Consider the following 24,710-nt stretch of genomic DNA (forward strand, 5'->3'; position numbering starts at 1 on the left):
ATGGGCTGTCGCCAGCGCTTTAGCATTACACCTTTGATGTTCCAAATTTCTGTTTTATTGGGTATAGCTATCTCATTAATATAAAAAAGATAATATTTCCCATACCTACATACATTAGGAAATCTTTTGTTGTTATGCGTAATGAAAAATGATTATCAGCAGATAACCAAAAGTTATCGCTTTATTTCCGCTGAAATTGGGTTTTATTTTTTATGCAAAAGAGGGGTTTTTTTAGGAATGACTATGGGATATCAGGAGAAATATATGATTAATTGGTTGCAAGGTGAGAGTTATTGAAATAGAAAAAACTGAGGTTTGAAAAACAAATGGAATAAGAGGTGGAAACCCACCTCGTTAAATTATGGCTTAATCATACTGTTTATTGTTCAGGAAATTCGGCCATAAAACTTTCGGCTTTTTCTACCATAGACTTGGTGCCAACAAAAAAAGGTACGCGTTGGTGCAGCCTATTTGGCACGATATCCAGAATACGGTTTGCGCCATCGCTGGCTTTGCCACCGGCTTGTTCAGCCAAGAATGCAATTGGGTTGCATTCATAAAGTAAGCGGAGTTTACCCGTTGGGTGGCTTGCCGTACTTGGGTAAATATAAATCCCACCTTTTAACAGATTGCGGTGGAAATCAGCAACCAAAGAACCGATATAACGGGTTGTATAAGGGCGTTGGGTTGCTTCGTCTTGTTCCTGGCAATATTTGATGTATTTTTTCACACCCATTGGAAACTTGATGTAGTTGCCTTCATTGATAGAGTACATATTGCCCTTTTCTGGGAATTGGACTTTCTCATGGGTCAGACAGAATACACCAAGGGAAGGATCATAAGTAAAAGTATGGACACCGCAGCCTGTCGTGTAAACCAGCATTGTGGATGAACCATAAACCACATAACCAGCTGCAACCTGACGATTGCCGGGTTGCAGGAAATCCTCTTCGGTGACAGGCTGACCGATCGGGGTAATTCGATGGTAAATTGAGAAAATAGTCCCGACGGAAACGTTTACATCAATATTTGAAGAACCATCCAGTGGGTCCATCAAAACAACATACTTCGCATTTTCAGCGCGGTCGCCATCAAAAATAACGATGTCGTCTTCCTCTTCGGAAGCAATGCCTGCAACTTCGCCGCGTGCTTTCAGTGCTGCCTTAAGTTTTTCATTGGCATACAAATCCAGTTTCATCTGGACTTCACCCTGAACATTAGATACGCCACTTGTGCCTAAAATATCCACCAGACCGGCTTTATTGATATCCCTATGGATAATTTTGGCACCTAACTTGATGGCAGACAGCAGTGCAGTCAGTTCACCTGTAGCATGCGGAAAATCTTGCTGCTTTTCGACGATGAATTCGCCCAATGTTTTCATGACAAAGGCCTTGAATTTGGTTGTGGTTTTAGGAAGCGTGCTTCACTAATGTGTCGCACTTATGTGCCGCACTTAGGCGCGGGCAGTTTAGCTAAAGAATCCGATGATTCATAGGCTATTGCATTTTTAATCTCTGATTTGAGGGGTAGAATAGTGATACAGTTCATGAATCAGGTAGAAATAAATGCGTATTCATATTCTTGGCATTTGCGGTACTTTCATGGGTGGGCTGGCGATCCTCGCTCGCGCACAGGGGCATGAAGTGACTGGCTCTGATGCCAATGTCTATCCCCCAATGAGCACTTTGCTGGAGAAACAGGGCATTGAGCTGATCCAGGGGTACGATCCGGCACAGCTTGATCCTGCTCCAGACATGGTGATCATTGGTAATGCCATGACACGTGGCAATCCTTGCGTTGAAGCGGTGCTAGATCGTGGCATTCCTTATACTTCTGGCCCGCAGTGGCTGCATGATCATATATTGCCGGAGCGTTGGGTATTGGCAGTCGCAGGAACCCACGGCAAAACAACGACGGCGGGTATGGTGGCTTGGATCCTAGAAGAGTGTGGCTATAAACCAGGGTTCCTGATCGGTGGCGTGCCAGGAAATTTTGACGTTTCAGCACACATCGGTGAAAGCCCATTTTTTGTGATTGAAGCGGATGAATACGACAGTGCTTTCTTTGACAAGCGTTCGAAATTTGTCCATTACAGTCCCCGTACACTGGTCATGAACAATCTTGAGTTTGATCATGCCGACATTTTCGAAAATTTGGGCGCGATTCAAAAACAGTTCCACCATCTCGTCAGGGTTGTGCCAAGTACCGGCAAGATCATTGTTCCTGATAATGATATTAATTTGAAGCAAGTGCTCTCAATGGGATGCTGGAGTGAATTGGAACAGATCGGAGAAAGTGGTTATTGGCAGGCGAAGAAAATCAGTCAGGATAGCAGTCACTATCAGGTATTCCATCGGGGTGAGCAGGTTGGGGAAGTGAAGTGGTCATTAGTCGGTGAACACAATATGCATAATGGTTTGATCGCAATTGCGGCGGCCCATCATGTGGGCGTTCAACCTGCGGATGCCTGTCAGGCACTAGATAAATTTATTAATGCCCGTCGTCGCCTTGAATTGCGCGGCGAAGTTAATGGCATCTCGGTGTATGATGATTTTGCCCATCATCCAACGGCTATCTTAGCTACACTGGAGGCGTTGAGAAGTAAAGTGGGCGGCATGGCTCGCATTCTTGCCGTGCTGGAACCGCGCTCGAATACCATGAAAATGGGCATGGGCAAAAATGATATTGCCTCTTCTTTGGGACGTGCCGATGAGGTTTTTCTCTATCAACCCACCAATATTCCGTGGCAGGTCATTGAAATTGCTGAACAGTGTATTCAGCCCACTCGCTGGAGTGCTGATATTGATACTTTGGTGAAAATGATTGTAGAAACGGCACAGCCCGGTGACCATATTCTGGTGATGAGTAATGGTGGATTTGGAGGCATCCACGAAAAGCTATTGGCGGCATTAACGCAAAAAGCCAACGTGGTTTAGTCAATATTTTCTTATAATTCGGTCTGCCATACGCATATTTTGATTAGATTGTCATACGGCAGACCTGAATAAATTAAAGCTCTTGCTCAAACAGGTTGAGGATCGCTTCGTAGAGTTGTTTGGTCGTAAAGTTTTGTGCTGGAGTGGAAAAAATAGTGTCATCCCCTGCAATACTGCCAAGAATTCCTTCTGCTTTCCCCAATGAATCTAATAGGCGGGCAATTAATTGTGCTGCGCCAGGGCTAGTTCGTATGACGACAATGCTGTGATTATAATCGACATCTAATACCAGATTTTTTAATGGGCTGGTGGCAGTAGGAACACCCAATTCTGCGGGTAAGCAGTAAACCATTTCCATTTTTGCATTACGGGTTCGGACAGCACCAAATTTCGTCAGCATTCTGGAAACTTTAGATTGGTTGATATTTTCAAACCCCTGCTCTTGAAGTGCCAAAACAATTTCGCCTTGAGAGCTGAATTTTTCTTCTTTCAATAATGCCTTGAAAGCTTTTACCAAATCTTCCTGTTTCGAAGGAACACGCATATTTCACCATCGTTGAATCCGTTATCAGGCGGACATTATGCGAAAGAGTGAATTTTTATTCAAGAAAGAGAAGAATAAACCAACATACAGCGCATAGTGAATTAAACAGAGTAAATGTATTGTTAATTAAATGGTGCTGTTTGGGGATTGTTTGGCCTGAAAGGGAAGAGTAAGGTAATCCGTTAATTGATGAGGAATACGGCTGAAATAATTCTTGAAAAAGTGTCCATTATCTCATTAACAGATAAGCATTTTGTTTAGAATAAAACGACTTTGGTGTTCCATCATCAGGCTATTAAGTGGATAATCTGACTGTTAACAGATTGTTTTTAATGCATGGTGTTTTTAATACATAGTGTATACAAATAGATCGTATTTACAGTACTTAATTTAAGGAGTATCAGGATGAAAGTTGCAGTTCTCGGTGCAGCCGGTGGTATTGGTCAGGCACTTGCCCTTCTACTCAAGACCCAGCTTCCTTCAGGTTCAGAACTTTCTTTGTATGACATTGCTCCGGTGACTCCAGGCGTGGCAACCGATCTGAGCCATATTCCAACGGAAGTCAAAGTCGCTGGTTTTGCTGGTGAAGATGCAACTCCTGCACTGGCAGGTGCAGATGTCGTATTAATTTCTGCGGGTGTGGCACGTAAACCTGGTATGGATCGTTCCGATTTGTTCAATATCAATGCGGGCATCATTCGTAATCTGGTTCAGCAGGTTGCTAAAACTTGTCCAAAAGCATTAATTGGAATCATTACCAACCCAGTCAATACCACTGTAGCGATCGCCGCCGAGGTACTGAAAAAAGAAGGGGTGTACGATAAGAACCGCCTGTTTGGTGTCACAACCCTGGATATCATTCGTTCCAACACCTTTGTTGCTGAACTGAAAGACAAGAAAGTCGAAGAAATAGAAGTTCCTGTTATTGGTGGGCACTCTGGTGTGACCATCCTGCCTCTGCTGTCGCAAATACCAGGTGTTAGCTTCACTGATGAAGAAGTTGAAGCATTGACCAAGCGTATCCAAAATGCGGGTACTGAGGTTGTTGAAGCGAAAGCGGGTGGCGGTTCTGCAACACTGTCTATGGGACAAGCAGCGGCTCGTTTGGGGCTGGCGCTGATCCGTGGCTTGCAAGGCGAAAGCAATGTTGTTGAGTGCAGCTATGTTGAAGGTGATGGCAAATATGCCCGTTTCTTTGCGCAGCCTGTTCACTTAGGTAAAAATGGTATCGAAGAACGTTTAGATATTGGCAAGTTGAGTGACTTCGAACAGAAAGCATTGGATAACATGCTGGATGTTTTGAAGAAAGATATTGAATTGGGCGAGAAGTTTATTAACGGCTAATTCATTTATTAATGATTTATTAATATACGAATTAAGTTAAATATATTAAATAACTAAAACCGCTAGTTAGAAATAACCAGCGGTTTTTCTTTCAATAGTTATATTGATAGCTAATTATTTTTTTTCTCTCTAACTTTTCTTTCCAATAGTTCTCCTGTGTGGGGATCGAAATAGCGGCTTGGCCATATTTCAGACGGATGTAGTTCTAAGTAATTCGCTATTATCCATTCTCCCTTGGGCCACGGGCGAGAAAGTGTATTCGCCAAAGTAGATGAACTCAGTCCTGCCGCACGAGAAACGGCAGCTAACGTCGTTCCTCGTTTACGTAAAGCGGCAATAATATCAGCAGGATGCCAATCCGATTTCATAGAAATCATTTTTTTAATCCTTTTCTATTAAATTAGAAGCCACATTAGTGGTATAACTAAAGCGTTAATGTGAAATTAATAACGAACACGAACCTGTTATTAAGAAATTAAAATAACATTATTTTTTCTAAAAATGTTTCTAATTTTTTCTTAATGACGTCTTTTTTGAACTTGGTTACAAAAATAGAGAAACGTTATGAAAAAAGAGTGGTATACGGCAATGGAGTTGACCGGTGTAGGTGAGTTACCTAGATCACCACAAGGAGTTAATGCCAAGGCAAAACGTGAAGAGTGGTTGAGGCAAAAACGGTCAGGTGTCCAGGGAAGGGCGATTGAATACCATTACTCTTGTTTTCCTAAATCAACGTTAGAAGCTTTGGAGCTTCATGAAACACCGGCGGAATATCAGGTTCAGAAACAAGATCCTTTATCTATTTGGGTAAGTGCATTTAATTTACTCACTGAGGAAGAGAAGGAGGTCATTACCGAAGTGATATTACGAGATGGCATAAGAAGTTTTTTGGAAAAAATCATAGCTACTTGAGGCAGCTTTTGAAAAGCCAGGTGCTTAAAATTTGGCTTTCTCGTCACTGTTCCAGTATCAAGCGAGGAGAAAGAGATGAAAAAAGAGTGGTATTCTGCAAAAGAACTCATCGGCCTCGCAGGGCTGCCATCGTCTCCCCAAGGAGTCAATCTGATGGCAAGACGCGAGGGCTGGGAACAACGCCGTAAGCGTGGCGTACAAGGAAAAGCGCTCGAATATAATGTCAACAGTTTGCCCGAAGAAGTCGTGAATGTATTGACGGTCAGTGAAAATTCAGTCGAATACTACCGCAATAAGCGACAGGACCCATTTATGATCTGGGTAGAGGCTTATTACCAGTTGAGCAAATCCGAAAGAGAACGCATGGTTAAATTTATTTTGAGAAAAGGGCTAGCCAGCCTTGTCCAATATGTCGGTATTCATGATATTGATAATAAAGACAGCGCCCTGGATTGAATTTTCTGGGGCGCTGATTCAGTTTTAGGAAAGTCGCTGTACAGCGACATGGGCCAATCCCTCAAGGGCCGCCTTGTATGGAGAATCTTCCAGTGACTGCAATGCTGAAATGGCCTTATCAGCTTCTTCTTCTGCCCGCTGACGGGTGTATTTAAGTGAACCACACTGTTTCATCGTTGCCAGGACGGTATTCAACAAATGGCGGCCATTACCTTGCTCAATGGCACTTCGGATCAAAGCGGATTGTTCCGGTGTTCCGTGGTTCATGGCGTGCAAAAGAGGCAAAGTGGGTTTGCCTTCGTTTAAGTCATCTCCTGTGTTCTTACCAAGCGTGCTGTTATCTGAGTCATAATCCAACAGATCATCAATTAATTGAAATGCGGTGCCTAAATAACGACCATAATCACGTAGTGCTATTTCTTGCTCAGGCGTGGCGTTGGCGAGAATGGCGGCTGAATGCGCAGCGACCTCAAACAGGCGAGCGGTTTTACTGTAAATGACTCTCATATAGTCATCTTCTGAAATATTAGGATCATTGCAGTTCATCAACTGCATAACTTCGCCTTCAGCGATGACATTGGTAGCGTCAGACATCAATTTTAATACGCGCATGGAGTCGAGATCGGTCATCATTTGAAATGAGCGCGTATAGATAAAATCGCCCACAAGGACACTGGCGGCATTGCCATAAATGGCGTTGGCAGTCGCCTTACCACGGCGCATATCAGACTCATCAACGACATCATCATGCAGCAGTGTTGCCGTGTGGATAAATTCAATCAAAGCAGCAACTTTGATATGTTTTTCGTCTTGGCAATGAAGGGCTTTACCTACCAGTACAGCAATCATTGGCCGAATGCGTTTGCCACCACCGCTGATGATGTAGTAACCAAGTTGGTTAATCAGCGCAACGTCAGAATTTAATTGGTTAAGAATGGTTGCATTAACCGCTGCCATATCATCAGCGGTGAGTTTAAGTATCGATTCTAAATTCATGTTTTGGCTTTGGACTCTGATTCAGAGCTGTGCTCATTAATTAGCATATCAATAGATATCAAGATATATCGATTGTACTTGAAAAACCGTTCAAATAAATGACAATTGAAAAACTCTGTTTTTTTCTCATCTGTTCTAATTCTGCACTTGTCTTCCAAGTGGTTTTTGCGTAGAATTCGCGCCCTATTGTGAATATTTTATAGCGCGCTCTGGAAAGCATTTTTAGGGGGTGCGCGGAAAGCGGAGTTTATATGTACGCAGTTTTCCAAAGTGGTGGTAAACAACACCGAGTAAGCGAAGGCCAAACAATTCGCTTGGAAAAGCTGGACATCGCAACAGGTGAAACTGTTGAGTTTGACCAGGTGCTGATGGTCGCTAACGGCGAAGATATCAAAATCGGCGCTCCAGTAGTTGAAGGCGTTAAAGTTAAAGCTGAAGTTGTAGCACACGGTCGTGGCGAGAAAATTAAAATTGTTAAGTTTCGTCGTCGTAAACATAGCCGTAAGCAACAGGGCCACCGTCAGTGGTTCACCGATGTTAAAATCACTGGCATCGCTTAAGATTTTAGGAGAGCAGATTAATGGCACACAAAAAGGCTGGCGGCTCGACTCGTAACGGTCGCGATTCTGAAAGCAAACGTCTGGGTGTAAAACGTTTTGGTGGTGAGTCTGTTTTGGCAGGTAGCATCATCGTTCGTCAACGTGGTACTAAATTCCACGCAGGCAACAACGTAGGTTGTGGCCGTGACCACACCCTGTTCGCATTAGCTGACGGGAAAGTTAAGTTCGAAGTTAAAGGTCCAAAAAACCGTAAATTTATCAGCATCGAAGCTGAATAAGTTTTTTGTATCTTGATCGAATCAGAAGCCCTGCAATGTGTGTTGCGGGGCTTTTTATTATTTTGGATTACGCCATCTCTGGGTACTAGCTGCCATCCAGCTTTACAGTGGCTATCCTACGGAGAAAATTGATGAAATTTGTAGATGAAGCCAGGATTCTGGTTGTAGCGGGAGATGGTGGCAATGGTTGCGTCAGCTTCCGTCGTGAGAAATATATTCCAAAAGGTGGGCCGGACGGCGGCGATGGTGGTGATGGTGGAGATGTCTACCTGCTGGCAGATGAAAACCTCAATACACTGATTGATTACCGTTTTGAAAAATCCTTCCGTGCTGAACGTGGCCAGAATGGACAAAGCCGCGATTGTACGGGTAAACGTGGTCAGGACATTACGATTAAGGTTCCGGTCGGAACGCGTGTACGTGATGTTGCTACGGGCGAAGTGCTTGGGGATATGCTGCACCATGAACAGCGTTTTATGGTAGCAAAAGGGGGCTTCCACGGCCTTGGCAATACTCGTTTTAAATCTTCGGTGAACCGTGCTCCTCGTCAAAGAACGATGGGAACGCCCGGAGAAAGTCGTGAGTTGATGTTGGAACTGATGCTGCTGGCTGATGTGGGAATGCTGGGAATGCCAAATGCAGGCAAATCCACCTTTATTCGTGCTGTATCGGCCGCAAAACCGAAAGTCGCTGATTATCCATTTACAACCTTGGTGCCAAGCCTTGGCGTTGTGCGTATGGATAACGAGCAAAGTTTTGTCGTCGCCGATATCCCTGGGCTGATTGAAGGTGCATCAGAAGGCGCTGGATTGGGTATCCGTTTCTTGAAGCATTTGGAACGTTGCCGCGTATTGCTGCATTTGATTGATCTCTGCCCAATCGATGAATCCGATCCGGTTGAAAACGCCCGTATCATCATCAAAGAGCTGCATAATTACAGTGAAAAACTGGCAGAAAAACCGCGTTGGTTGGTCTTTAACAAAGTCGATCTCACCGATCCAGAAGAAGCTAAACAGCGGGCAAAAGCTATCGCTGATGAGCTTGGTTGGGAAGGCGATTATTACATGATCTCAGCCGTGAATCGTCAGGGCGTGAAAGCGCTTTGCTGGGATATTATGGAGTTCATGAAGACGCAGCCTCGCAGTATGGAAGCGTCGGAGGAGTCCCAACCGGAAAAAGTTGAATTTATGTGGGATGACTACCATAAAGAGCAGCTACAGCAAGCATCTGACGACGAAGATTGGGATGATGACTGGGACGAAGAAGATGACGAAGGCGTTGAGTTTATTTATAAACGCTAATCTTCCGTAACCATTTGAATATAAAAAAGGGCGCTGTATTTGGCGCCCTTTTTTTGATCAAGTTCTTCTTACCAAAACTGAGCCAACTCAGTGACTTTGATATAACGATTTATATAAATTGTGTTCAAAACGAGATAAAGGAACACGGCGGGTTCGTTGATCTTCTGGAGGAACAGAGTATGCAGAGACAAACTGGACAAAAGCAATTTGTTGTCCACGGGCAGTAGTCATAAACCCTGCGAGATTATAAACTCCTTGTAATGATCCCGTTTTAGCAAAGACTTTACCATCAAGTCCCGATTCATGCAGACCAGGCCGATAAGCCAACGTGCCATCATATCCCGCTTTGGGCAACATGGAGATGAAGTCCAGCTCATTATTATGCTGAGCAATAAATTGCAATATTTCCATCATGGTTGTAGCAGCGATTAAATTGTGGCGTGAAAGGCCAGAGCCATCTACCATGATAGTATTGCCCAAATCAATACCCGCTTTCTGTTTCAGAATCTGGCGAACAGCATCGGAACCTGCCCGCCATGTCCCAGGAACGTTGAAATAGCGGTGGCCGAGGGTACGAAAGAGAGTATCCGCAATCATGTTATCTGATTTTTTCAACATGATTTCGAGCATCTTATTTAATGGCACAGATTGATTTACGGCGAGGATCTTTTCTGGTTGCTTGGGAGCCGACTGGAGCCGTATATGGCCTTTTAACTCAATACCGGCAATATTCAGTTCATTCTTTAGGAGCTTGCCAGCATAACCAGGCCCATTCTGGATAGCAAAAGCCAATGGGAGTGGTTCATCGCGTTGTGTCAGGCAACCTGTAAGGGTATATCGATTTAAATCACCTGATGTAACATCAAATTCACAATACTTCGCTTCTGGTGAACCCTTAGCCAAGGTTTTAACTTCACTCAGTACATTAACAGGATAAAAAGAGGGCACACGGACAAATGCCTGTTCGCCAGGTTGTTCTGCGCTGTAGAGTGAAACAGAAAAGCAGTTCTTATCCACGATGGCTGCTGATGGAGGGGCACTGAAACACTGTGTCATATCGTTCCATATCCAGCCTGGCGCTTTATCATGGCTGGAGAAAATCGAAATATCTATGACAAGATCTCCATCAATCTGTTTTATACCAGATTGTTTTAGAGTTTCGGCCATATTGCGCAGTTGTGAACGTGTCAGCATGGGATCACCGACAAAGCGAGCCGTTAGGTTACCTTTTAATACACCCTCTGAAAGATGGGCATCACTTTCCAGCGTTGTGATAAAACGGTAATCCTTACCAAGCTGCAATAGCGCTGCTAATGCCGTCACAATTTTCTGCGTACTGGCAGGTAAGGCCATTTGTTGCCCGTGATAATCAACTAAGGGATTTTTTGCACCAACAGCTTGGGCAATAAATGATAAATTAGTTCCTGTAGGCAAATACTGGGCACTTTTCTCAATATAAGAAATATCAGAAGAGGCATTTGCACTGAAAATACTCAGACTCAAGCTGAGCATACAAGCTATTCTGCTGGTCATTTTTAAAAGAGCCATAGATCTCGCGTATGAAGGTAATGTATTCCAGGAATATTTGTATTAATCATACTAAGGTATAATTCAAAGGAAAAGTATACCAATCTAACTTCAAGATGCGTGTGATTTCTCCCCGCGGAGCGGGGAGAAATCAGGTTTCATAGAGTGTTGTAAATTGCAACTTGAAGTTTAATGCGTATAAACGATGATCCATCATCAACTCTACGTTAGAATGATAGATTGGCAGGTAATTATGCCTGTGGACTTCAGATTGTGCTGAATTACACTTCTTTTTATCAAGTATCTGTAAGCTCGCCTGATAAGGTGTGCTCATTGTGCTGTTATTAAAAAATGTGCTGTTATTACAAAAACCAGGAAGATGTTGTTTGGGCTTAGGATTAATTTAGAGGTTTAATAAATGAAACAAATTCCGATGACGGTACGTGGCGCGGATAAATTGCGCGAAGAATTAGAACATTTGAAAAATGTACGTCGGCCTCAAATTATTGCCGCAATCGCTGAGGCGCGTGAACACGGTGATTTGAAAGAAAACGCGGAATATCATGCTGCTCGTGAGCAGCAGGGGTTCTGTGAAGGCCGTATTCAGGAAATTGAGGCTAAACTTTCCAATGCACAGGTGATTGATGTCATGAAGATGACCAACAATGGCCGGGTGATTTTTGGGGCAACGGTCACGGTACTGAACTTGGATTCCGATGAAGAGCAAACCTACCGTATCGTCGGTGATGATGAAGCCAATATTAAAGAAAATCTTCTTTCAGTGAATTCACCGATTGCCCGTGGCCTGATTGGTAAAGAAGTGGATGATGTTGTTGTCATCTCCACGCCTGGCGGTCAAGTGGAATTCGAAGTTTTGAACGTGGATTATATCTAATACACCATGCTCAAAGAAAAAAGGCCAGTTTTTGGCCTTTTTTATTAAGGTAAATATACCCATCGTCTTTCAAGATGCATCTTATATCTCCCCCCTACGCGGGGAGATATAAACAATCACATTGATTTGCAAGCCGCAACTTGAAATTCATTGGGTATAAATTAATATGGCACTTTTGTATAAATATGCCGTGATTATTTAGGTAGACTAATCCTGCGTTCTTCTGATGGACGGTAGAGAACTAACATTTTGCCAATGATTTGCACGTTATGTGCACCCGTTTCACGAACGATCGCTTCAGCGATCAAAGTTTTTATTTCACGGTCTTCGCCTGCAACTTTGACTTTGATAAGCTCGTGATGCGAAAGAGTTTGTTCGATTTCAGCCAACACACCTTCGGTTAACCCATTGTTGCCGATCATAACGACAGGCTTTAATGAATGAGCGAGACTTTTCAGGTATTGGATTTGTTTCTTGTTAAGAGTCATCGTTTTTTTGCTTAGTTGGGATTGAAAACGATATATTCTACCGCCATCTCATATCTATCACCATAAAAGTGTGGTGTGATTTGATAAGAGAGCGCAAAAAATAAGGCACCTATTAGTAAAGTTGGAAAGAACAATGGCCAATAAAAAACGCTCAGCAAGCTCAAGTCGCTGGTTACAGGAACATTTTAGTGATAAATATGTTCTCCAGGCGCAGAAAAAAGGGCTTCGCTCTCGCGCTTGGTTTAAACTTGATGAGATACAGCAAAGCGACAAAATCTTTAAACCGGGCATGACCGTTGTTGATTTAGGCGCTGCTCCAGGTGGGTGGTCTCAGTACGTAGTGAGTCAGATTGGTAATAGTGGGCGAGTCATTGCTTGCGATCTTTTGCCGATGGATCCGATAGTTGGAGTCGATTTCCTGCAAGGAGATTTTCGTGATGAGCTGGTATTGAAAACATTACTTGAGAGAGTTGGTGATAATAAAGTCCAGGTCGTCATGTCGGATATGGCTCCTAATATGAGTGGAACCCCCGCGGTCGATATTCCCCGATCCATGTATCTGGTTGAATTAGCGTTGGATATGTGTCGTGATGTGCTGGCCCCTGGGGGTAGTTTTATTGTCAAAGTATTTCAGGGAGAGGGCTTTGATGAATACCTGAGGGAAATACGCTCCCTTTTTGCGAAGGTAAAAGTTCGTAAACCAGAATCTTCGCGGGCACGATCACGTGAAGTATACATTGTAGCGACAGGGCGGAAAGTGTAGTACCCTGACTACTATTTGTTAACACAGTTGTAATATGAGGTTAATCCCTTGAGTGACATGGCGAAAAACCTGATTCTCTGGTTAGTCATCGCAGTTGTCTTGATGTTATTGTTCCAGAGTTTTGGTCCCGGCGATTCTAGTGGTCGTAGGGTTGATTACTCTAATTTCATCAATGAGATATCGCAGAATCAAGTAAGCGAAGTACGTATTTCGGGTCGTGACATTGATTTCACTAAGAAAGACAACAGTGGAAAATACAGCACTTATATGCCAATTCAGGATGAAAAGTTGCTGGATACCCTGCTTAATAAGCAGGTAAAAGTTGTTGGTGAACCACCAGAACAGCAAGGCCTGTTGGCGACCCTCTTTATTTCATGGTTCCCAATGTTACTGCTCATTGGCGTCTGGATCTTCTTTATGCGCCAAATGCAAGGTGGTGGCGGTAAAGGAGCGATGTCTTTTGGTAAAAGCAAAGCTCGGATGTTGACGGAAGATCAGATCAAAACCACGTTTGCCGACGTTGCGGGTTGTGATGAAGCAAAAGAAGAAGTGGGTGAATTGGTTGAGTATCTGCGTGAACCTGGCCGTTTCCAAAAACTGGGTGGTAAGATCCCGAAAGGCATCCTGATGGTTGGTCCTCCAGGTACGGGTAAGACATTGCTGGCGAAAGCTATTGCTGGCGAAGCGAAAGTCCCTTTCTTCACCATCTCTGGCTCTGATTTTGTTGAAATGTTTGTTGGTGTTGGTGCTTCCCGTGTTCGTGATATGTTTGAGCAGGCGAAAAAAGCTGCGCCATGTATTATCTTTATTGACGAAATCGATGCAGTGGGTCGTCAGCGTGGTGCGGGTCTGGGTGGCGGACATGATGAACGTGAACAGACATTGAACCAAATGCTGGTTGAGATGGATGGCTTTGAAGGTAACGAAGGCATTATTGTTATTGCAGCGACTAACCGTCCTGATGTTCTCGATCCAGCTTTGTTACGTCCTGGCCGTTTTGACCGTCAGGTCGTTGTTGGCCTGCCAGATGTTCGTGGCCGTGAGCAAATCCTGAAAGTTCATATGCGTCGCATCCCGCTGGATACTGATATTGATGCATCGGTCATTGCGCGTGGTACACCCGGTTTCTCTGGCGCAGATTTGGCAAACCTTGTGAATGAGGCAGCTTTGTTTGCGGCTCGCGGTAACAAACGCGTTGTTTCCATGGTTGAGTTCGAAAAAGCCAAAGATAAGATCATGATGGGTGCGGAGCGCCGTTCAATGGTTATGACGGAGGAACAGAAAGAATCCACGGCATACCATGAAGCAGGACATGCCATTATTGGTCGTTTGGTTCCAGAACACGATCCCGTGCATAAAGTGACGATTATTCCGCGTGGCCGTGCGTTGGGTGTGACGTTCTTCTTGCCAGAGGGCGATCAGATCAGTGCAAGCCGTCAGAAGTTGGAAAGCCAAATTTCAACCTTATACGGTGGCCGGTTAGCGGAAGAAATTATCTATGGTGTAGATAATGTTTCTACAGGTGCGTCCAACGATATTAAAGTGGCGACATCTATTGCGCGTAACATGGTGACACAGTGGGGCTTCTCAGAAAAACTGGGACCATTGCTGTATGCGGAAGAAGAGGGTGAAGTTTTCCTCGGCCGTTCGGTTGCCAAGGCTAAACATATGTCTGAAGACACCGCGCGTTTAATCGATCAGGAAGTGAAGGCTATCATCGATCGTAACTATGTACGTGCTCGTCAGATTCTGATGGATAATCTGGATATTCTTCACTCAATGAAAGATGCATTGATGAAGTATGAAACTATTGATGCACCGCAGATTGATGATCTGATGAATCGTACAACAGTACGCCCACCAGCAGGTTGGGAAGGTGATAAGAACGGCGGTAATAGCAATAACCGTCATAACACCTCATCTCCGCAGCAAACTTCAAAGCCTGCGGATGGTAATCCAACCGCATAACGAGGCTAATAATCTTATATTAAACCCCAGGCTTGTCCTGGGGTTTTGACATTAAGGCACCTAGCGATGAAACTGACAGCCAGAGGCAGCGCCCTCAATCTTTCCTGCCCACAAGTGATGGGGATTTTGAATGTCACTCCTGATTCCTTCTCTGACGGTGGAACCCATAATACTTTTAACGCAGCATTGAAACATGCCGCCAGGATGATCAAAGAAGGAGCAACCATTATTGATGTGGGAGGAGAGTCGACTCGTCCTGGAGCGAATGAGGTAAGTGGGCAGGAAGAACTGGATCGTGTTATTCCGGTGATTGAGGCGCTGGTACAACGATTTGATGTCTGGATCTCTGTTGATACCTCAAAAGCTACTGTTATGCGGGAATCAGCCAAGGCGGGAGCGCATATTATCAATGACGTCCGTGCGTTGCAGGAACCTGGAGCACTTGATGCGGCAGCACAAAGTGGTTTGCCAATCTGTCTGATGCATATGCAGGGGCAACCTCGCACAATGCAAACAGAACCTCACTATGAAGATGTTGTGTCGGAAGTGAAAACCTTTCTGATACAGCAAATTGAGCGCTGTGTTGCTGCGGGTATCGCAAAAAACAACCTGATTCTTGATCCTGGCTTCGGTTTTGGTAAGAACTTATCGCATAATTATCAGTTATTGGCTTACTTGCAAGAATTCCATCATTTGGGATTACCTATTCTGGCGGGGATGTCCCGTAAGTCTATGATTGGCCAATTACTTGATATGCCGCCGCAAGAGCGTGTGGCAGGAAGCGTTGCTTGTGCTGTGATTGCAGCCATGAAAGGTGCCCAGATTATCCGTGTGCATGATGTAAAAGAAACCGTTCAGGCAATGCAAGTCGTTCATGCAACTCTGTCCGCGTCTGCCAACAACACTTGTACGGAATTCGGTATCTGAAAAGAATACATGTCCATAAAATACATATTCAGAAAATATATCGTTTTTAAAGAACATGATGTCAGCAAAAAACGCTGAGAGCAGAAAATTCGTTCAGCAAAGGAAAGAAATTTATGAGTAACCGTAAATATTTTGGCACTGACGGTATCCGTGGCAAAGTGGGGAATACCCCAATTACCCCTGACTTTGTATTGAAACTTGGTTGGGCTGCGGGAAAAGTGCTGGCGCGTCATGGTTCTCGCAAAATCATTATTGGTAAAGATACCCGAATATCAGGTTATATGTTGGAATCTGCTCTGGAAGCTGGACTGGCCGCAGCGGGATTATCAGCATCTTTTACCGGCCCGATGCCAACTCCTGCCGTGGCGTATCTGACACGTACTTTTCGTGCAGAAGCTGGCATTGTCATTTCCGCTTCCCACAACCCTTACTATGATAACGGTATTAAATTCTTCTCCATCGATGGAACTAAATTACCGGATGATGTTGAAGAAGCGATTGAAGCGGAAATGGAAAAGCCTCTGACTTGTGTAGAATCTGCTGAGTTGGGACGGGCAAATCGGATAGTTGATGCGGCGGGTCGTTACATTGAATTTTGTAAAGGGACATTCCCTAGTGAACAAAGTTTAAATGGATTGAAAATTGTTTTGGATTGCGCCAATGGTGCGACCTACCATATTGCCCCGAATGTGCTCAGAGAGCTGGGAGCGGAGGTTATTGCCATTGGTTGTGAACCTAATGGCATCAACATCAATGAAGAATGTGGTGCAACAGATGTTCATTCATTGCAACAGCGTGTATTGGAAGAACAAGCGCACGTTGGTCTGGCATTTGATGGCGATGGTGACCGCATCATTATGGTTGATCATTTGGGGCAAAAAGTTGATGGCGATCAGATCCTTTATATCATTGCGCGTGAAGCGTTGAGACAAGGTCAGCTACGTGGCGGTGCAGTGGGTACGTTAATGAGCAATATGGGGCTGGAGTTGGCACTGAAACAGCTTGGTATTCCCTTTGAACGTGCGAAAGTTGGCGATCGCTATGTGCTGGAGAAATTGCAGGAAAAAGGCTGGCGTTTGGGCGCAGAAAATTCAGGCCATGTGATTTTGCTAGACAAAACCACAACAGGAGATGGCATTGTTGCTGGATTGCAAGTCTTGAGTGCAATGGTACGTAATAATATGAGCTTGCATGATCTGTGCAGTGGTATGAAACTTCTGCCACAAATTTTGGTTAACGTTCGCTTTGCAGGTAATGTCGATCCTCTGCAATCAGAATCAGTGCTTGAAACCGTAAAATCAGTTGAGACTGAATTGAATGGTCGTGGTCGCGTTCTGCTGCGTAAATCAGGTACAGAACCATTGATTCGTGTCATGGTGGAAGGTGAAGATGAAAAGCAAGTCACGGCATTGGCGCATCGTATTGCTGATGCGGTGAAAAAAATCGGTTGATTTGTTGATTTTTCACCCGATCAGCGTCAGGATTTAAAATTAATCTTGCGTGTATGATACGCTTTGGTTAGTATTCACACCCGCTCAATAAGTTAATTTTTCTAATTTTGTGAGCGGGTGATGCAACATAACGTCGCTATGAAATTGTGGTAAACACCACGAGGAAACGGGTACAACATATGTATGAAGCTCTTTTAGGTATATTCTTGCTGGTTGGCATCGGGCTAATAGCTCTGGTTCTGCTACAGCAAGGTAAAGGTGCTGATATGGGTGCTTCTTTCGGCGCGGGTGCATCTAACACGCTGTTTGGTTCATCGGGTTCCAGCAATTTTATGACCCGCATGACGGCTGTTTTTGCCACGTTGTTCATTGTTATCAGTCTGATTCTTGGTAATATGACCAGCAACAAGACAAGTTCCGGCAGTAAATGGGATAACCTTGTCGAACCTGTAAAAGTTGAAAAACAGGCAGAAGTTCCGACAACGCCAGCAAAACCAAATAGTGATATCCCACAGTAACATTCAGTAACAGAATTGAAATAGGGTTGTTGATTTTAACAATGAGTTTAGATAACCATTAAAATAACAAACCTATAAAATCAGTGCCGAGGTGGTGAAATTGGTATACACGCTACCTTGAGGTGGTAGTGCCTAAACAACGGGCGTACGGGTTCAAGTCCCGTCCTCGGCACCATTAATCTAGAAACTTGCGTTTTTAGTATTATCAGCGTAAGATTTGCCACGTTTTCGAACGCGGGATGGAGCAGCATGGTAGCTCGTCGGGCTCATAACCCGAAGGTCGTCGGTTCAAATCCGGCTCCCGCAACCACTTCTTAACAACCTATACCTTTTCAATAGTAATGATTCAGTAGCCATTGAGATATCTATCCTGATTTGACAGGTTGCTTTGAAAGGTATAAAAAAGAAGTAGGTTGAGACCGCTGGCAGTAAATAGGGTCCAGTTGCATAAAGCCCCGAGTATCGGGGTTTTTTGTTATTTGACAGCAGAACTACTGGGCTAATATAGCCCTTTTTTTATGTCTTGGGGGTGGGCTTGTCCACATTAGAGCAAAAATTAACAGAGATAATTTCAGCACCAGTTGAAGCTTTGGGTTTTGAATTAGTTGGCCTGGAGTTTATTCGCGCTCGTGTATCGACGTTGCGAGTCTATATTGATAGTGAGGAGGGTATCACTGTTGATAATTGTGCTGATGTTAGCCACCAGGTCAGTGCAGTGCTTGATGTTGAAGATCCGATTCCAGGGCTTTATAACCTGGAAATATCTTCACCAGGGCTTGAGCGTCCACTGTTTAAGGCTGAACATTACCAGCGTTTTATTGGTGAAGCAGTCAGTTTGGTTTTACGCATGGCAATGCAGAACCGTCGCAAATGGCAAGGTATCATCAAGGCAGTTGATGGTGAAATGATTACGGTTACGGTGGATGGAAAAGACGAAGTGTTCGCACTGAGCAACATCCAGAAAGCGAACCTGGTACCCCACTTTTAAAGTTCGGATGAGGCAACTAGGATGAATAAAGAAATTCTGGCTGTTGTGGAAGCGGTTTCTAATGAAAAATCACTCCCTCGCGAAAAAATCTTCGAAGCATTAGAGATTGCACTGGCGACAGCCACCAAGAAAAAGTATGAGCAGGAAATCGACGTCCGTGTTTGTATCGATCGTAAATCAGGTGATTTTGATACCTTCCGTCGCTGGTTAGTTGTTAACGAAGTGACTCAGCCAACGCGCGAAATCACTCTGGAAGCGGCAAAATTTGACAACCCAGAGATTGAATTGGGTGGTTATATTGAAGATCAAATTGAATCAGTGACCTTTGACCGCATTACGACCCAGACGGCAAAACAGGTTATCGTACAGAAAGTACGTGAAGCTGAGCGCGCGATGGTTGTTGATCAATTCCGTGAGCAGCAGGGTGAAATCGTGACCGGTCAGGTCAAAAAAATGAACCGCGAAAATATTACTTTGGATTTAGGTAATAATGCTGAAGCGGTCATTTTACGTGAAGACATGTTGCCACGGGAAAACTTCCGTCCAGGTGACCGCGTGCGTGGTGTTCTGTATGATGTTCGCCCTGAAGCGCGTGGTGCACAGCTTTTCATCACTCGTTCTCGTCCTGAGATGTTGGTTGAATTGTTCCGCATCGAAGTGCCTGAGATTGGTGAAGAGATCATTGAGATCAAAGCGGCTGCTCGTGATCCGGGTTCCCGTGCAAAGATCGCAGTGAAAACTAACGACAAGCGTATTGATCCTGTTGGTGCTTGTGTTGGTATGCGTGGTGCAAGGGTACAAGCCGTTTCCAGTGAACTGGGCGGTGAAAGAATTGACATCGTGTTGTGGGACGATAACCCTGCGCAGTTTGTCATTAATGCAATGGCTCCGGCGGATGTTGCATCTATTGTGGTTGACGAAGACAACTGCACCATGGATGTTGCCGTAGAAAACAGTAATCTCGCTCAGGCGATTGGCCGTAATGGTCAGAACGTTCGTCTGGCGGCACAGCTGTTGAAAAAACATCGTGGTGATGACAAATGGGAACTTAATGTCATGACTGCGGAAGAGCTACAAGCAAAACATCAGGCAGAAGCACACGCTTCTATTGATACATTTACTAAGCATCTCGACATTGATGAAGATTTCGCCACTGTATTGGTCGAGGAAGGTTTCTCTACACTGGAAGAACTGGCTTATGTGCCAATCAATGAACTTCTGGCAATAGAAGGCCTTGATGAAGAAACCGTTGAAGCTCTTCGTGAACGTGCTAAAGCGGCCTTGACGACGCTGGAACTGGCTCAGAAAGAGAGTCTTAGTGATCAGCAACCTGCCGAAGATTTATTGAATCTGCCTGGCATGGAGCGTACTTTGGCGTTTAACCTGGCTGCCCGTGGCATCTGCACTCTGGAAGATCTTGCCGAGCAGGGTATCGACGACTTATCTGATATCGAAGGACTGAATGATGAGAAAGCAGGAGAACTCATTATGGCAGCCCGAAATATCTGTTGGTTTGGCGATGATGCATAAATAAACTGTAGCAGGAAGGAACAGAATGACAGAGGTAACCGTTAAAATACTGGCAGAAGAGATCCAGACATCGGTGGAACGTCTCATCCAGCAATTTGCTGATGCTGGCATTCAGAAAACCGCAACTGACTCTGTTTCCCAGAAAGAAAAAGAAGCTTTGCTGGCCCACCTGAACCGTGAACAAGGCGGTTCTGGCGGTCAGCCAGGTAAATTGACACTACAGCGTAAAACGCGCAGTACACTGAACGTTCCTGGCACCGGTGGCAAAAGTAAATCGGTAGCGATTGAAGTCCGCAAAAAACGCACATATGTAAACCGCGATACCATTGAACAGGTTAAAGCGGAAGAGCAGGCAAAGCGTGAAGCGGAAGAGCAGGCTCGGCGCGAGGCAGAAGAGAAGGCGCGGCTTGAGGCTGAAGCGAAAAAACTCGCGGAAGAGCAAGCTAAACGTGAAGCTGAAGAAAAGGCAAAACGTGAAGTGGAAGAGAGCGCTCGACGTGAAGCAGAAGAAAAAGCCAAACGTGAAGAGGCTAAACTGTCTCAGCGTGAGGCGGCGGAAAAAGAAAAAGTGACTAAGCAACATACCGAAAACAATCAAAAATCAGTTCAGAATCAATCTGCTGCGCTAAATGAAAAAGCGCGTCGTGAGGCTGAAGCTGCAACTTTAAAACGTAAAGCTGAAGAAGAAATGCGCCGTAAGGTGGAAGAGGAAGCAAAACGTGTTGCAGAAGAAGCGCGTCAAATGGCAGAAGAGAACAAGGACAAATGGTCTTATGATTCTGATAACAGTGACAATAGCGACTACCACATAACCACTTCCCGCTATGCCCGTGACGCGGAAGATGAAAATGACGCCAAAGTAGAAGGCGAACGTCGTTCCCGCTCCCGTGGTGGTAAATCCCGCCAGAAGAAGAATAATAAACATTCTGAATCGAAAGCTGATCGCGAAGAAGCGCGTGCAGTGGGTCGTACCAAAGGTAAGCAACGTAAGCCTAGTGCTTTACAACAGATCTTCACGAAACCTGTTGCCGCGGTTAACCGCGACGTTGTGATTGGTGAGACAATTACTGTTGCTGAATTGGCTAACAAAATGGCCGTTAAAGGTGCTCAGGTCATTAAGACCATGATGAACATGGGCGCAATGGTCACCATCAATCAAGTGATCGACCAAGAAACCGCGCAACTGGTTGCCGAAGAAATGGGGCACAAAGTTATCCTGCGTCGTGAAAACGAACTGGAAGAAGCGCTGATGAGTGATCGTGATACGGGTGAAACACAGGCAGAATCTCGTGCGCCAGTTGTGACCATCATGGGGCACGTTGACCACGGTAAAACTTCTCTGCTGGATTATATCCGTTCCACTAAAGTGGCTTCTGGAGAGGCGGGTGGTATTACCCAGCACATTGGTGCGTATCATGTGAAAACTGAAAAAGGCATGATCACTTTCCTGGATACCCCAGGCCATGCTGCGTTTACCTCCATGCGTGCACGTGGTGCAAAAGCAACAGATATCGTTGTTCTGGTTGTCGCAGCGGATGATGGTGTGATGCCACAGACCGTAGAAGCTATCCAGCATGCTAAAGCGGCCAACGTACCTGTTGTTGTTGCGGTGAACAAGATTGATAAACCAGAAGCTGATCCGGATCGCGTGAAGAATGAATTGTCGCAATACGGCATCATTTCAGAAGAATGGGGCGGTGAAAACCAGTTCATCAATGTATCTGCTAAAGCTGGTATTGGTATCGATGAGTTGTTGGAAGCCATTTTGCTTCAATCTGAAGTGCTTGAACTGAAAGCGGTACGCACTGGTATGGCGAATGGTGTGGTCATTGAATCCTTCCTGGATAAAGGCCGCGGCCCAGTTGCAACCATTCTGGTTCAATCCGGTACGCTGAACAAAGGCGATATCGTTCTGTGTGGCTTCGAGTATGGCCGTATTCGTGCAATGCGTAACGAGCTTGGTCGTGAAGTGACCTCGGCTGGCCCGTCTATTCCGGTGGAAATTTTGGGTCTGTCCAATGTGCCATCTGCGGGTGATGAAGCAACGGTTGTTCGTGATGAGAAAAAAGCGCGTGAGGTGGCCTTGTATCGTCAGGGTAAATTCCGCGAAGTGAAAATAGCTCGTCAGCATAAAGCTAAGCTGGAAAACATCTTCGCTAACTTAGAAGAAGGCAAAGTATCTGAACTGAACATTGTTCTGAAAACGGATGTTCAAGGTACATGTGAAGCAATCAGTGATTCACTGCTGAAATTGTCTACTGATGAAGTTAAAGTGAAAATCATCGGTTCTGGTGTGGGTGGTATCACTGAAACTGATGCGACGCTGGCTGCGGCATCTGAAGCAATTATTCTGGGCTTTAACGTTCGTGCTGATGCTTCTGCACGCCGTATCATTGAAAACGAAAGTCTGGATCTGCGTTACTACTCCGTTATCTATAACCTGATTGATGAGATTAAACAGGCTATGAGCGGAATGTTGGCACCAGAATACAAGCAGCAGATCATGGGTCTTGCCGAAGTCCGTGATGTATTTAAGTCACCGAAATTTGGTGCGATTGCGGGTTGTATGGTGACAGAAGGTTCCATCAAGCGTAATAATCCGATCCGCGTACTGCGTGATAACGTTGTTATTTACGAAGGTGAATTGGAATCCTTGCGTCGCTTTAAGGATGACGTTAACGAAGTCCGTAATGGTATGGAATGTGGTATTGGTGTGAAGAACTACAATGATGTTCGCGTTGGTGACATGATTGAAGTCTTTGAAGTGATTGAAATTAAACGCTCTATCGATTAATACCATTATTTATTAATAAATTCATTCCATTCTTGGGGGGCTTTATGCCCCCCAAAATGTCAGGAGATATAACAATGGCAAGAGAATTTAGCCGTACTCAGCGCGTTGCACAGGAAATGCAAAAAGAAATTGCCATCATTTTACAGCGTGAAATCAAAGATCCCCGTATCGGAATGGCGACAGTCTCTGGTGTTGAGGTTTCCCGCGATCTGGCTTATGCCAAAGTATTTGTCACCTTTCTGAATGTGCTGGTGGACGGGCATGATTCAGAGATGGTTAAAGAAGGTATCAAGGCATTGAACGAAGCCTCTGGTTTTATTCGTTCCCTGCTGGGTAAAGCGATGCGCCTGCGTATTATTCCTGAACTGACATTCTCTTATGACAGTTCTTTGGTGGAAGGGATGCGTATGTCGAATTTGGTTAGCAACGTCGTTAAAAATGATGAGAAGCGTCGCGCATCTGCGGATCACAATGAGGAAAAATGATGGGGCGCCGTCGTAAAGGCCGTGCTGTACACGGTGTACTGTTGCTGGATAAGCCGCAGGATATTTCCTCCAATGATGCGTTACAGAAAGCCAGGCGGATTTTTAATGCCAGTAAGGCGGGTCATACCGGTGCACTCGATCCATTGGCGACAGGTATGTTGCCGATTTGTCTGGGTGAAGCGACCAAATTTTCCCAATTCTTGCTGGATTCTGACAAACGCTATCGTGTGATTGCCCGTTTGGGGCAGCGTACAGATACGTCGGATTCACATGGAACAATCATCAGTGAGCGCGACGTAAAAATCACCGAATCTCAGCTCAATGCTGCATTGGATCAATTCCGTGGTGATACCATGCAGGTTCCTTCCATGTACTCTGCATTGAAACATCAGGGAAAACCGCTATATGAATATGCCCGTCAGGGGATTGAAGTGGAGCGGGAAGCGCGTCCTATTACTGTTTATGAATTGCAATTCATTCGCTGGGAAGGGAATGAGTTGGAATTGGAAATACACTGTTCCAAGGGAACTTACATTCGTACCATCATTGATGATTTAGGGGAACTTTTGGGCTGTGGCGCGCATGTCATTTATCTGCGTCGTTTGCAGGTTGCCAACTATCCCAATCAAAGAATGGTCACGTTGGAACAGTTATATGCGTTAAAACAACAAGCTGAAGATCAAGAAATTGAGGTGTGGGAATTGCTTGATCCATTATTGCTACCCATGGATACCGCCGTGGTTCATTTTCCTGTCATTCACTTAACATCTGTCGTTGCGTCGTACTTCAAACAAGGCCAGCCAGTTCGCAGCAAACATAATTTGGCTTCAGATGAATGGGTGAGGGTGACCGAAGGAGATGAAAATAAATTCATCGGCATTGCAGTGATTGATGATGATGGATTAGTGGCACCACGCCGCCTGGTTGTTGAAACGGAATAACGATAGCAACAGACAAGGAATTTGCAGTAGGTAAATTGAGTTGGAGCACAGAATGACGGTGATTGTGCTGTCTTGCGCTTCACCTATTTGCAGCGTAGAATACCG

General features: G+C 44.8%; 24 protein-coding genes and 2 tRNA genes. 20 read left to right on the forward strand and 6 right to left on the reverse strand.

The window, feature by feature from the left end; genetic code table 11:
- Positions 1-379 precede the first annotated feature (379 nt).
- A complete protein-coding gene (gene fbp, locus IQ209_RS08450) occupies positions 380-1,384 on the reverse strand; it encodes a class 1 fructose-bisphosphatase (RefSeq protein ID WP_193850804.1) in 1,005 nt (334 codons plus the stop codon).
- Between the two features lie 184 nt (positions 1,385-1,568).
- On the opposite strand from fbp, the gene mpl reads away from it, so the two are divergent.
- The gene (gene mpl, locus IQ209_RS08455; protein WP_193850807.1) at positions 1,569-2,939 is read left to right on the forward strand and encodes a UDP-N-acetylmuramate:L-alanyl-gamma-D-glutamyl-meso-diaminopimelate ligase; all 1,371 of its coding nucleotides are present in this window, start codon (positions 1,569-1,571) and stop codon (positions 2,937-2,939) included.
- A gap of 73 nt (positions 2,940-3,012) precedes the next feature.
- Here mpl and argR read toward each other — a convergent pair whose 3' ends face one another.
- Positions 3,013-3,483, reverse strand: a complete 471-nt coding sequence (gene argR / locus IQ209_RS08460) for a transcriptional regulator ArgR (protein ID WP_193850808.1) — start codon at positions 3,481-3,483, stop codon at positions 3,013-3,015.
- Between the two features lie 405 nt (positions 3,484-3,888).
- Here argR and mdh point away from each other — a divergent pair, with 405 nt between their 5' ends.
- Complete coding sequence (gene mdh, locus IQ209_RS08465) at positions 3,889-4,827, forward strand: malate dehydrogenase (protein ID WP_193850810.1); 939 nt, start codon at positions 3,889-3,891, stop codon at positions 4,825-4,827.
- Between the two features lie 110 nt (positions 4,828-4,937).
- On the opposite strand, the gene IQ209_RS08470 is transcribed toward mdh, so the two are convergent.
- Entirely contained in the window at positions 4,938-5,204 is a 267-nt protein-coding gene (locus IQ209_RS08470) for a helix-turn-helix transcriptional regulator (protein ID WP_099132640.1), read from the reverse strand.
- 187 nt (positions 5,205-5,391) lie between these two features.
- On the opposite strand from IQ209_RS08470, the gene IQ209_RS08475 reads away from it, so the two are divergent.
- Together IQ209_RS08475 and IQ209_RS08480 are read left to right on the forward strand one after the other, a co-directional pair.
- Positions 5,392-5,739 (forward strand): DNA-binding protein, encoded by a 348-nt coding sequence (locus IQ209_RS08475; protein ID WP_193850813.1) that lies wholly within the window; start codon positions 5,392-5,394, stop codon positions 5,737-5,739.
- A gap of 75 nt (positions 5,740-5,814) precedes the next feature.
- Positions 5,815-6,195, forward strand: a complete 381-nt coding sequence (locus IQ209_RS08480; protein WP_193850815.1) for a DNA-binding protein — start codon at positions 5,815-5,817, stop codon at positions 6,193-6,195.
- 24 nt (positions 6,196-6,219) lie between these two features.
- Here the strand turns inward: IQ209_RS08480 and ispB are convergent, their stop codons facing one another.
- Positions 6,220-7,191, reverse strand: a complete 972-nt coding sequence (gene ispB, locus IQ209_RS08485) for an octaprenyl diphosphate synthase (RefSeq protein ID WP_193850817.1) — start codon at positions 7,189-7,191, stop codon at positions 6,220-6,222.
- Between the two features lie 251 nt (positions 7,192-7,442).
- Here ispB and rplU point away from each other — a divergent pair, with 251 nt between their 5' ends.
- From rplU to cgtA, 3 genes are all read left to right on the forward strand, one after another.
- Entirely contained in the window at positions 7,443-7,751 is a 309-nt protein-coding gene (rplU, locus tag IQ209_RS08490; RefSeq protein ID WP_012986964.1) for a 50S ribosomal protein L21, read from the forward strand.
- Between the two features lie 20 nt (positions 7,752-7,771).
- Complete coding sequence (rpmA, locus tag IQ209_RS08495) at positions 7,772-8,029, forward strand: 50S ribosomal protein L27 (RefSeq protein ID WP_011148617.1); 258 nt, start codon at positions 7,772-7,774, stop codon at positions 8,027-8,029.
- 131 nt (positions 8,030-8,160) lie between these two features.
- Positions 8,161-9,330, forward strand: a complete 1,170-nt coding sequence (gene cgtA, locus IQ209_RS08500; protein WP_193850827.1) for an Obg family GTPase CgtA — start codon at positions 8,161-8,163, stop codon at positions 9,328-9,330.
- An 87-nt stretch (positions 9,331-9,417) separates the two neighbouring features.
- Here cgtA and dacB read toward each other — a convergent pair whose 3' ends face one another.
- Positions 9,418-10,878: a serine-type D-Ala-D-Ala carboxypeptidase gene (gene dacB, locus IQ209_RS08505; protein ID WP_193850829.1), complete on the reverse strand. Its 1,461-nt coding sequence runs from the start codon at positions 10,876-10,878 to the stop codon at positions 9,418-9,420.
- A 397-nt stretch (positions 10,879-11,275) separates the two neighbouring features.
- Here dacB and greA point away from each other — a divergent pair, with 397 nt between their 5' ends.
- Positions 11,276-11,752 (forward strand): transcription elongation factor GreA, encoded by a 477-nt coding sequence (gene greA, locus IQ209_RS08510; protein WP_193850831.1) that lies wholly within the window; start codon positions 11,276-11,278, stop codon positions 11,750-11,752.
- 194 nt (positions 11,753-11,946) lie between these two features.
- On the opposite strand, the gene yhbY is transcribed toward greA, so the two are convergent.
- Positions 11,947-12,240 (reverse strand): ribosome assembly RNA-binding protein YhbY, encoded by a 294-nt coding sequence (gene yhbY / locus IQ209_RS08515; protein WP_193850833.1) that lies wholly within the window; start codon positions 12,238-12,240, stop codon positions 11,947-11,949.
- Positions 12,241-12,373: 133 nt separating this feature from the next.
- Between yhbY and rlmE the strand changes: the two genes are divergently transcribed.
- The 12 genes from rlmE to truB all read left to right on the forward strand — a co-directional run bounded on the left by rlmE (position 12,374) and on the right by truB (position 24,605).
- On the forward strand, positions 12,374-13,003 hold the full coding sequence (gene rlmE, locus IQ209_RS08520) for a 23S rRNA (uridine(2552)-2'-O)-methyltransferase RlmE (protein WP_074019936.1): 630 nt from the start codon (positions 12,374-12,376) through the stop codon (positions 13,001-13,003).
- Between the two features lie 48 nt (positions 13,004-13,051).
- Positions 13,052-14,971 carry an ATP-dependent zinc metalloprotease FtsH gene (ftsH, locus tag IQ209_RS08525; protein WP_193850835.1) on the forward strand — a complete coding sequence of 640 codons (1,920 nt, stop codon included), beginning with the start codon at positions 13,052-13,054 and terminating at the stop codon, positions 14,969-14,971.
- Positions 14,972-15,037: 66 nt separating this feature from the next.
- Positions 15,038-15,898 carry a dihydropteroate synthase gene (gene folP, locus IQ209_RS08530; RefSeq protein WP_193850837.1) on the forward strand — a complete coding sequence of 287 codons (861 nt, stop codon included), beginning with the start codon at positions 15,038-15,040 and terminating at the stop codon, positions 15,896-15,898.
- A gap of 113 nt (positions 15,899-16,011) precedes the next feature.
- Positions 16,012-17,349: a phosphoglucosamine mutase gene (gene glmM, locus IQ209_RS08535; protein ID WP_193850839.1), complete on the forward strand. Its 1,338-nt coding sequence runs from the start codon at positions 16,012-16,014 to the stop codon at positions 17,347-17,349.
- A gap of 179 nt (positions 17,350-17,528) precedes the next feature.
- Entirely contained in the window at positions 17,529-17,867 is a 339-nt protein-coding gene (gene secG / locus IQ209_RS08540; protein WP_193850841.1) for a preprotein translocase subunit SecG, read from the forward strand.
- 85 nt (positions 17,868-17,952) lie between these two features.
- Positions 17,953-18,042: transfer RNA gene (locus tag IQ209_RS08545), tRNA-Leu, on the forward strand.
- Positions 18,043-18,100: 58 nt separating this feature from the next.
- Positions 18,101-18,177: transfer RNA gene (locus tag IQ209_RS08550), tRNA-Met, on the forward strand.
- A gap of 225 nt (positions 18,178-18,402) precedes the next feature.
- A complete protein-coding gene (rimP, locus tag IQ209_RS08555; RefSeq protein ID WP_193850844.1) occupies positions 18,403-18,855 on the forward strand; it encodes a ribosome maturation factor RimP in 453 nt (150 codons plus the stop codon).
- 21 nt (positions 18,856-18,876) lie between these two features.
- Positions 18,877-20,385, forward strand: coding sequence for a transcription termination factor NusA (gene nusA / locus IQ209_RS08560; RefSeq protein WP_193850846.1), 1,509 nt, complete (start codon positions 18,877-18,879; stop codon positions 20,383-20,385).
- Between the two features lie 25 nt (positions 20,386-20,410).
- Positions 20,411-23,179: a translation initiation factor IF-2 gene (gene infB / locus IQ209_RS08565; protein ID WP_193850848.1), complete on the forward strand. Its 2,769-nt coding sequence runs from the start codon at positions 20,411-20,413 to the stop codon at positions 23,177-23,179.
- Positions 23,180-23,253: 74 nt separating this feature from the next.
- Complete coding sequence (rbfA, locus tag IQ209_RS08570) at positions 23,254-23,664, forward strand: 30S ribosome-binding factor RbfA (RefSeq protein ID WP_189758681.1); 411 nt, start codon at positions 23,254-23,256, stop codon at positions 23,662-23,664.
- On the forward strand, positions 23,664-24,605 hold the full coding sequence (truB, locus tag IQ209_RS08575) for a tRNA pseudouridine(55) synthase TruB (RefSeq protein WP_193850850.1): 942 nt from the start codon (positions 23,664-23,666) through the stop codon (positions 24,603-24,605). Before rbfA ends, truB begins: the two co-directional genes overlap by 1 nt.
- The last annotated feature ends 105 nt before the right edge of the window (positions 24,606-24,710 follow it).

The sequence above is a fragment of the Xenorhabdus sp. BG5 genome (assembly GCF_015163665.1).
Classification (GTDB): domain Bacteria; phylum Pseudomonadota; class Gammaproteobacteria; order Enterobacterales; family Enterobacteriaceae; genus Xenorhabdus.

What these genes read in the sequence shown, in the direction of transcription:
- secG (WP_193850841.1), top strand. Translation starts at nt 17,529, where the DNA reads ATGTATGAAGCTCTTTTAGGTATATTCTTGCTGGTTGGCATCGGGCTA.
- rpmA (WP_011148617.1), top strand. Translation starts at nt 7,772, where the DNA reads ATGGCACACAAAAAGGCTGGCGGCTCGACTCGTAACGGTCGCGATTCT.
- greA (WP_193850831.1), top strand. Translation starts at nt 11,276, where the DNA reads ATGAAACAAATTCCGATGACGGTACGTGGCGCGGATAAATTGCGCGAA.
- ispB (WP_193850817.1), bottom strand. Translation starts at nt 7,191, where the DNA reads ATGAATTTAGAATCGATACTTAAACTCACCGCTGATGATATGGCAGCG.
- argR (WP_193850808.1), bottom strand. Translation starts at nt 3,483, where the DNA reads ATGCGTGTTCCTTCGAAACAGGAAGATTTGGTAAAAGCTTTCAAGGCA.
- yhbY (WP_193850833.1), bottom strand. Translation starts at nt 12,240, where the DNA reads ATGACTCTTAACAAGAAACAAATCCAATACCTGAAAAGTCTCGCTCAT.
- cgtA (WP_193850827.1), top strand. Translation starts at nt 8,161, where the DNA reads ATGAAATTTGTAGATGAAGCCAGGATTCTGGTTGTAGCGGGAGATGGT.
- rplU (WP_012986964.1), top strand. Translation starts at nt 7,443, where the DNA reads ATGTACGCAGTTTTCCAAAGTGGTGGTAAACAACACCGAGTAAGCGAA.
- nusA (WP_193850846.1), top strand. Translation starts at nt 18,877, where the DNA reads ATGAATAAAGAAATTCTGGCTGTTGTGGAAGCGGTTTCTAATGAAAAA.
- mdh (WP_193850810.1), top strand. Translation starts at nt 3,889, where the DNA reads ATGAAAGTTGCAGTTCTCGGTGCAGCCGGTGGTATTGGTCAGGCACTT.
- mpl (WP_193850807.1), top strand. Translation starts at nt 1,569, where the DNA reads ATGCGTATTCATATTCTTGGCATTTGCGGTACTTTCATGGGTGGGCTG.
- truB (WP_193850850.1), top strand. Translation starts at nt 23,664, where the DNA reads ATGGGGCGCCGTCGTAAAGGCCGTGCTGTACACGGTGTACTGTTGCTG.
- fbp (WP_193850804.1), bottom strand. Translation starts at nt 1,384, where the DNA reads ATGAAAACATTGGGCGAATTCATCGTCGAAAAGCAGCAAGATTTTCCG.
- rlmE (WP_074019936.1), top strand. Translation starts at nt 12,374, where the DNA reads ATGGCCAATAAAAAACGCTCAGCAAGCTCAAGTCGCTGGTTACAGGAA.
- IQ209_RS08470 (WP_099132640.1), bottom strand. Translation starts at nt 5,204, where the DNA reads ATGATTTCTATGAAATCGGATTGGCATCCTGCTGATATTATTGCCGCT.
- glmM (WP_193850839.1), top strand. Translation starts at nt 16,012, where the DNA reads ATGAGTAACCGTAAATATTTTGGCACTGACGGTATCCGTGGCAAAGTG.
- dacB (WP_193850829.1), bottom strand. Translation starts at nt 10,878, where the DNA reads ATGGCTCTTTTAAAAATGACCAGCAGAATAGCTTGTATGCTCAGCTTG.
- rbfA (WP_189758681.1), top strand. Translation starts at nt 23,254, where the DNA reads ATGGCAAGAGAATTTAGCCGTACTCAGCGCGTTGCACAGGAAATGCAA.
- IQ209_RS08480 (WP_193850815.1), top strand. Translation starts at nt 5,815, where the DNA reads ATGAAAAAAGAGTGGTATTCTGCAAAAGAACTCATCGGCCTCGCAGGG.
- infB (WP_193850848.1), top strand. Translation starts at nt 20,411, where the DNA reads ATGACAGAGGTAACCGTTAAAATACTGGCAGAAGAGATCCAGACATCG.
- IQ209_RS08475 (WP_193850813.1), top strand. Translation starts at nt 5,392, where the DNA reads ATGAAAAAAGAGTGGTATACGGCAATGGAGTTGACCGGTGTAGGTGAG.
- folP (WP_193850837.1), top strand. Translation starts at nt 15,038, where the DNA reads ATGAAACTGACAGCCAGAGGCAGCGCCCTCAATCTTTCCTGCCCACAA.